Here is a 6,473-nt window from a genome sequence, read left to right as displayed (position 1 = left end):
GGCGGGGACGAGGTCGCCCTCGCCCCCGCCGATCGCGTTCTCACCACCTGACCGGGTCGGTTCGGATCCAGCCGTGCTCGGCGGTGAAGCGTACGGACTCGTACCGGTTCACGGCGTCGAGCAGGAGCCGGCCTCCGTCATTTTCCATGGGGCAGATCACGCCACGTGCTCTTGACTCCGACGCGACGTCGGGGATTTGACTGAGCGTTGCTCGACCTGACCCGAGAATGACGAACCGAGGAGAAGCGACCCCATGACCGTGAGAACACAAGGACTCCGGGGGCCGAAGCCCGTTCCGCCAGGGGTGGAGTACCACCGGGTGCTGGCGGGGGAGGAGCGCCGCATCGGCCGCGGCGTCCTCGCCATCGCCCTGCTCCTCGGCGGCATGTTCGCCTTCGTCGCCGTGTTCTACTACGCCGGTGCCTGGATCGACGGGCTCCTGCGATCCGCGGACCCGAGCGGCGAGGAACTGCTCCTCACCCCCGTGACCCACGGCGCCAGTCTGATCGCCATCGGGTTGGTCATCCCGTGGAGCATGTTCCTCCAGCGCTGGCTCTACGGAGTGAAGGGCGCCTCACTGCACTCCGTGGTCTCGGGTTTCAGGTTCGACCTGTTCGGGCGGGCGCTGCTGGCCATCTCCCCGGCCTTCCTGCTCGCAATCGCCGCCTTCGAGTTCATGTCCCCCGGTGAGACGGTCGTGTGGCAGAACACCGACGTCATCGGGCTGCTCGTCGTGACCATCCTCTTCATGCCTCTGCAGGCCGCGGGCGAGGAGTACGGCCTGCGCGGACTCGTCTTCCGTATCGCGGCCGGCTGGGGACGCGGTCCGCGGACGTCGCTGATCCTGGGTATCGGTGTGTCGGCGGCCCTGTTCAGCGTGCTCCACACCGCGAGCGACCCGTGGTGGAACGTGTTCTACCTCCTGTTCTCCGTCGTCACGGGCTACGTCACCTGGCGCACCGGAGGTGTCGAGGTCGCGGTCACCGTCCACGCGGTCTACAACGTCTTCACCTTCCTCTTCTGGATCGCCCTGAACGCGGACCTGGAGGTGAGGTTCGACCGTTCGGCCGGCGGCCTGGACACACTCCTGATGATCACCTCCTCCGTCGTCTTCGTCGGTGTGGCCGTGGTCGTGTGGTTCCGGACCCGCAAGACCGGCCCGGTCATGACACCGATCGCACCGGACGAACACCACGTCACCCGAGCCGGCGGTCTCGGCAGCCGATGGCCTGCATAACGGAGTTGGACACCGCGACGGCGCCGGTCGAGGACCGTTGCCGGGCCGGGTCCTGACCTCTCGTGCCCCGTGTATCCAGCCTACAATTACCAAAAAATGAAGGGAGGGGATCGAACCGCTTTGCAGGCAGTTCGAAGGAACTCGAAGCCGGCTCGTAAAAATCGCATCATAGCTGTCCGTGATGCTTTTGCACCAAGGGTTTCGTGGCTGGCGGTACGATTTCCCACCTGCATTCCGGGTCTTTGCTTCAATGTGTTTCATCGCTGGTTCAATTTTTGTGAACTGTGCACCGGCCGACTTGTCAGCGGACCGAGGAACGACTGCGACGCCGAAGGCGGCCGCCGTGGACCACACGTGCGAGTCCGCATTCGGAACTACCGTCACCTGGAGGAACCATGGACGAACAGACCCGATCCGGTGCGCGCCGCGTGCTGCCGGACGACCTCTCCTGCGCCGACCTGGTCGACGCCATGACCCGTCTTCACCAGCACCGCGCGGACATTCTCGATCTGGTCAGTCCCACCCCCGGGCGACCCCTGTTCGGACCGGCCGCGACACTGGCCTACCTCCCTTACCGGGACGATCTCGAGGAAGGGAACCGGCTGGGTTTCGCCGGGTGGTTCTACCGGGCGGTCGGCCGGGAACCGGCCGGCAAGGTTCTGGTGATGTCGAGCGGGGGGCATCCCGACGCCTCCCACGGAGGAGCCACGAAACTGTCCCGGGTGGCCAACAACGGCCTGGCCGGGGTCCTCGCGGACGGCCGGCTGCGCGATTTCGGTGAACTCGCGGAAGCCGATTTCGCCACCTGGTGCACGGGCGAGGCCACCCGCTGGGGAGGCGACACCGTCGCACCCTATGCGGCCGATGTCCCCGTACAGGTGTGCGGGGTGACCGTGGTGCCCGGTGACTACGTGTTCGCGGACCGCTCCGGCGCCGTGGTCGTCCCCGAAGCCTCCGTGGACCGCGTGCTGGCCGAAGCCGAGCGCATCCGCAGCGCGGATCAGGGTTTCCTGCCGACCATCAGGAGTGAGAATCCTGATCAACTGCGCCAGGGCGACACGCGGAGCACCGAACGCTGAAGGCCGGCGCCGGGAACCCGCCCCCGCGCCCGACAGGGAACGGCTGAGCGGCAGGTGCGTGTGGTCCGGGCGGTGGTCCTGACGGGCCCCGGTAACCCCTTTGTGGCGCGCGGTACCGTGAGCCGGTGAATTCACCGATTTCTTCCTCGTTCTCCGACTTCACCGACACCAACGCCTTCACCAGGATCCCCCGTGTCTCCGCCCTGGCCGCGGGCCCCGGAGGCCGTGTGGTCGCCTCCGTCGCCGAATCCGACGAACACGGGTCGAAGCTGGACTCGGCCCTGTGGGCGCTCGACCCCGAGGGCCTGGCTCCGGCGAGGAGGCTGACGTTCTCCGAAGAGGGGGAGAGCGCGCCGCGGTTCGCCCCCGACGGTTCGCTGCTCTTCTCCTCCCGGCGGCCGGACCCGGACTCCGAGGCCAAGGGCGCCGCCGCCGTCTGGCGTCTGCCCGAGCACGGCGAGGCGGGCCCGGTCGCCTGGACGCCCGGCGGCCTGAGCGTGTGCGGGGTGGCGGACGACGGCTCGGTCCTCGCGACGACGAGTGTGCTGGTCGGCGCCACCCTGGACAACGACGCCGAACGCCGCCAGGCCCGCAAGGACGCCAAACGGAGCACCATCTGGCACACCGGCATGCCGATCCGCCACTGGGACCACGAGCTCGGCGACGTCAGTCCGCGCCTGGTGCTCGCCGCTCCGGACGGTGACATCAGGGACCTCACCGAAGGCGCCGACACCGTGGCCCTGACCGGCGCGTCGGCCGACCTGTCCCCGGACGGCGGCACCGTCGCCACGACCTGGACCGAACGGGTCGGGGGCGGGCAGACCCGCACCGGCGTGGCCTTGATCGACACCGGGAGCCGCAAGCGCACCACCCTGCTGGCCGCCGACGACGACCAGGAGTACGGCTCGCCGCTGTTCTCCCCCGACGGCACCCTCCTCGCGGTGAAGCGGACCACGGTGTCCACCCCCACCGACACCGCGTACGGCTTCCTGGAGGTCCACCCCCTGGAGGGCGGCGGACCGGTGGTCGTCGACGTCGGCGACCTCACGGTCAAGGAGTACGTCTGGAGCCACGACGGCACCCTGCTTGTCGCCGGGGACCTGCACTCCTCCGGCGCGGTGCTCGCCGTCGACCCGCACACCGGGCGGGTGCGGACCGTGGCGGAGGGCAGCGTGTTCACCTCCCTGGCCCCGGCCCCGGACGGGTCCGTGTACGCGCTGCGCTCCGACCTCACCACCCCGCCGCGGCCGGTGCGGCTGAGCCCGGCCGGTGAGCAGCGCGAGCTCCCCGCGCCGGGTGCGGTGGGCGCGCTGCCGGGCGCCCCGGAACGGGTGCGGATCGAGGTCGGCGGGGTGCCGGTCAACGGATGGCTGTGCCTGCCCGACGGTGCGAGTGGGGCCGACCCGGCGCCGGTGATGCTGTGGATCCACGGCGGCCCGCACACCTCCTTCAACACCTGGAACTGGCGGTGGTGCCCGTGGTTGGCGGTCGCCCGCGGCTACGCCGTGCTGATGCCCGATCCCGCCATGTCCACCGGCTACGGGCACGCCGGGTTGAACCGCGGCTGGCCCAGGCTGCCGGACGTGGTCTTCGGAGAGTGCGAGGCCCTGCTCGACGAGGTCCTGGAACGCCCGGAACTGGACGGTTCCCGCACGGCGGTGCTGGGCGCGTCCTTCGGCGGCTTCATGACCAACTGGATCGCCGGGCACTCCGACCGGTTCTCGGCGGTCGTCACCCACGCCGGGTTGTGGGCTCTGGACCAGCAGCACCGCACCACCGACGCGGCTGCCCACAAGACGCGCGTGCACGGCCACGAGGACGACCTGCCCGAGTGGTACCGGAACTACTCGCCGCACCACAGCGCCGAGCGGGTGACCACCCCGGTGCTGATCACCCACGGGAACCGGGACTACCGGGTGCCGATCAGTGAGGCGCTGCGCATGTGGTGGGACCTGGTCTCGGGCTGGGACGGTCCGCCGGAGACGATGCCGCACCGGTTCCTGCAGCTGACCGGCGAGAACCACTGGGTCCTCGCCCCCTCCAACAGCCGCGTGTGGAACGAGACCGTGCTGGCCTTCTGCGACCAGCACCTCCTGGGGGCCGACCCGGTTCCGGAGGTCCTCCCGTGGTGAGGCGCAGGCCCCGCGTGGTCGTCGCGACGGTGCGGGCACAAGCTGCGAAAGGGTGACGTCTTCGCGTTCGCGAAGCTCTGGCCAGGGCGTTCGCGAGTGAGGGCGGTACCATCCCGGAGGCAGTACATCACTCCGAAGACAGGAAAATCCCCCGATGTCGATGCAGAACACCCCTCATCAGAGCACTCCCAAGATGCCCGGCGTGGTGACCGCCGCCCGCGTCATCCTCTTCGTGGTCTCAGGCCTGTCCGGTGTCCTGCTGGTCATGAGCCTCCTCGTCATCATCGCCGCCTTCGCCCACCCGGCGGGGGCCGAGGAGATCTTCGCTGCGGGCGGTGAGACCACGGGCGGCATTCTGACGAGTTTCGTCCTCGGTCTGACCGGGGTCGTCCTCATGCTGGTCGCGGGGCTGCGGATCGGCCGGGGAGGCAAGCAGAACCACCTGGTGGTGCGCATCCTCGTGGGTGCCAGCGGTCTGCTCTCGGTCCTGGACGCGTTCCTGGCCGGCCAGAGCACGGCCTTCATGGGGATCCTCCTCCCGCTGGCCGTCCTGATGATGATTCAGACCAAGCGCTCCCAGGAGTGGTTCGCGGAGATGGACTCCGCCCGCTGAGCAGGAGCCGAGCAGGCATGGAGCCGGCTCCGGCCCGTCGCTGAGCCGGCGTGGCGCCGAAACGCGGATCCCGGTCGCCGGGGTCCGCGTTTCGGCGTCGGCACGGAGTTCCTGTTCGGACGAAGCGCGTCAATCGGAAATCTACGTCCTAAAGGTGTCGAACCGTGTCACCGATGACCCTCACCGACAGGACACCACCCCCGACACCGGCGTCCCGCACGAACTTCACCGAACCGCTCACCCGCGTCGGGTCCGATTCCGTACTCTGGATCCGCGCGAATCCTCGCGAGCGCCGGTGCGGGACGCGGTGGACGGGTGGCCCGCACCGGCTCGGCGCAGTTCTGCGCCGAGCCCGGGGCCGACGCTCAGCGCCGGGTACCGGACCCGTCCAGGACCCGCAGGACCCAGTGCCCGCGGTGGGACCAGCCCAGGAAACGGTGCACCCGGCCCTCCTCCTCGACCGGGGGGCTCCCCTCCACGGCCTGCCGGAGCCCCGCCAGGACCGGGGTGAGCACCTCCCGGATGTGCCGGGAACGGTCGATCTGCTCGGCCATGCGCCGCAGCGCCGTGTGCTGCCCGGCCTCCGGGCAGCGGGACAGGAAGTACACGCACTGGCGCCAGGCGAAGGCGGCGTTCTTGACGTACCCGAGTCGTCCCCGGTCCCGGGGCAGGCGGTACAGGAGGCGCACGACCGTCTCATAGGCGTCCCAGGACGCTCCGGCCCATCCCTGAGCCGGCCGGGCGCCGAGGTCGTCGAGCAGGGCGAGGTTGTGGGCGGTGAGGATCTGCGCCTGCTCGATCACCATCCCGGACGCGGCCACACCGCCGCGCGGCCGGCCCGCGCGCCGGTCGCACAGGTCGGCCAGGGAACGGGCCGCGCCCCAGGGGTCGGCGGCCTCCTCGGCGAGGGCGGGCAGCCGGTCGGCGCCGAGGCCGTAGTACCGCGCGTACAGGCCGCCCCGGGTGCGCTCTTCCGCCACACGCGCGGCGCGGAGGAACTTGGGGGACAGGGTGCCGGTGTAGATGTCGGCGGCCGGCTCCTCCACGAACGGCAGGTCCAGGTCGGCGGAGCGGGCGAGGACGGTGAACTGCCGGACCAGGGGGTTGGGGGTGATCGTGCCCGGGAAGGCGGTGAGCACCGCCGACCCGATCCGGGGCAGGAGGGCGCGAGCGGCCACCCCGCGGCGGCCCCGGCCGTGCCGGTGCGGGGCCAGGGCCTGGACCCAGGGCAGTTCCTCGGCGCGGACCTGGGAGGACAGGTCGGTCAGCAGCAGGGAGCGCCGCCTGCTGAAGGCCCGGTGGTGCGCGGCCATCAGGCGGGCCAGCGCGGGGTCGGGGGCGGCGTCGGCCTCGGCCCGGGCGACGAGCTGGGGCACGATCTGGGCCACGACCTCGGCGGAGGGCACGATCCC

General features: G+C 70.6%; 5 protein-coding genes. 4 read left to right on the top strand and 1 reads right to left on the bottom strand.

Going from position 1 to position 6,473, the window contains the following annotated elements:
• Window positions 1–253 precede the first annotated feature (253 nt).
• From D458_RS0127465 to D458_RS0127450, 4 genes are all read left to right on the top strand, one after another.
• Window positions 254–1,237, top strand: coding sequence for a CPBP family intramembrane glutamic endopeptidase (locus tag D458_RS0127465; RefSeq protein ID WP_051049800.1), 984 nt, complete (start codon window positions 254–256; stop codon window positions 1,235–1,237).
• Window positions 1,238–1,632: 395 nt separating this feature from the next.
• Window positions 1,633–2,316: an RraA family protein gene (locus D458_RS0127460; protein WP_017589928.1), complete on the top strand. Its 684-nt coding sequence runs from the start codon at window positions 1,633–1,635 to the stop codon at window positions 2,314–2,316.
• Window positions 2,317–2,441: 125 nt separating this feature from the next.
• Window positions 2,442–4,448 (top strand): prolyl oligopeptidase family serine peptidase, encoded by a 2,007-nt coding sequence (locus D458_RS0127455; RefSeq protein ID WP_017589927.1) that lies wholly within the window; start codon window positions 2,442–2,444, stop codon window positions 4,446–4,448.
• Window positions 4,449–4,602: 154 nt separating this feature from the next.
• Window positions 4,603–5,061 (top strand): hypothetical protein, encoded by a 459-nt coding sequence (locus D458_RS0127450; RefSeq protein ID WP_017589926.1) that lies wholly within the window; start codon window positions 4,603–4,605, stop codon window positions 5,059–5,061.
• 365 nt (window positions 5,062–5,426) lie between these two features.
• Here the strand turns inward: D458_RS0127450 and D458_RS36830 are convergent, their stop codons facing one another.
• Window positions 5,427–6,467, bottom strand: coding sequence for a hypothetical protein (locus D458_RS36830; RefSeq protein ID WP_017589925.1), 1,041 nt, complete (start codon window positions 6,465–6,467; stop codon window positions 5,427–5,429).
• Window positions 6,468–6,473 lie beyond the last annotated feature (6 nt).

The organism is Nocardiopsis ganjiahuensis DSM 45031, from assembly GCF_000341085.1.
Taxonomy (GTDB): Bacteria; Actinomycetota; Actinomycetes; order Streptosporangiales; family Streptosporangiaceae; genus Nocardiopsis; species Nocardiopsis ganjiahuensis.
Note: the sequence above shows the minus strand (reverse complement) of the source record. Positions and strands in the feature narration are given on the sequence as shown.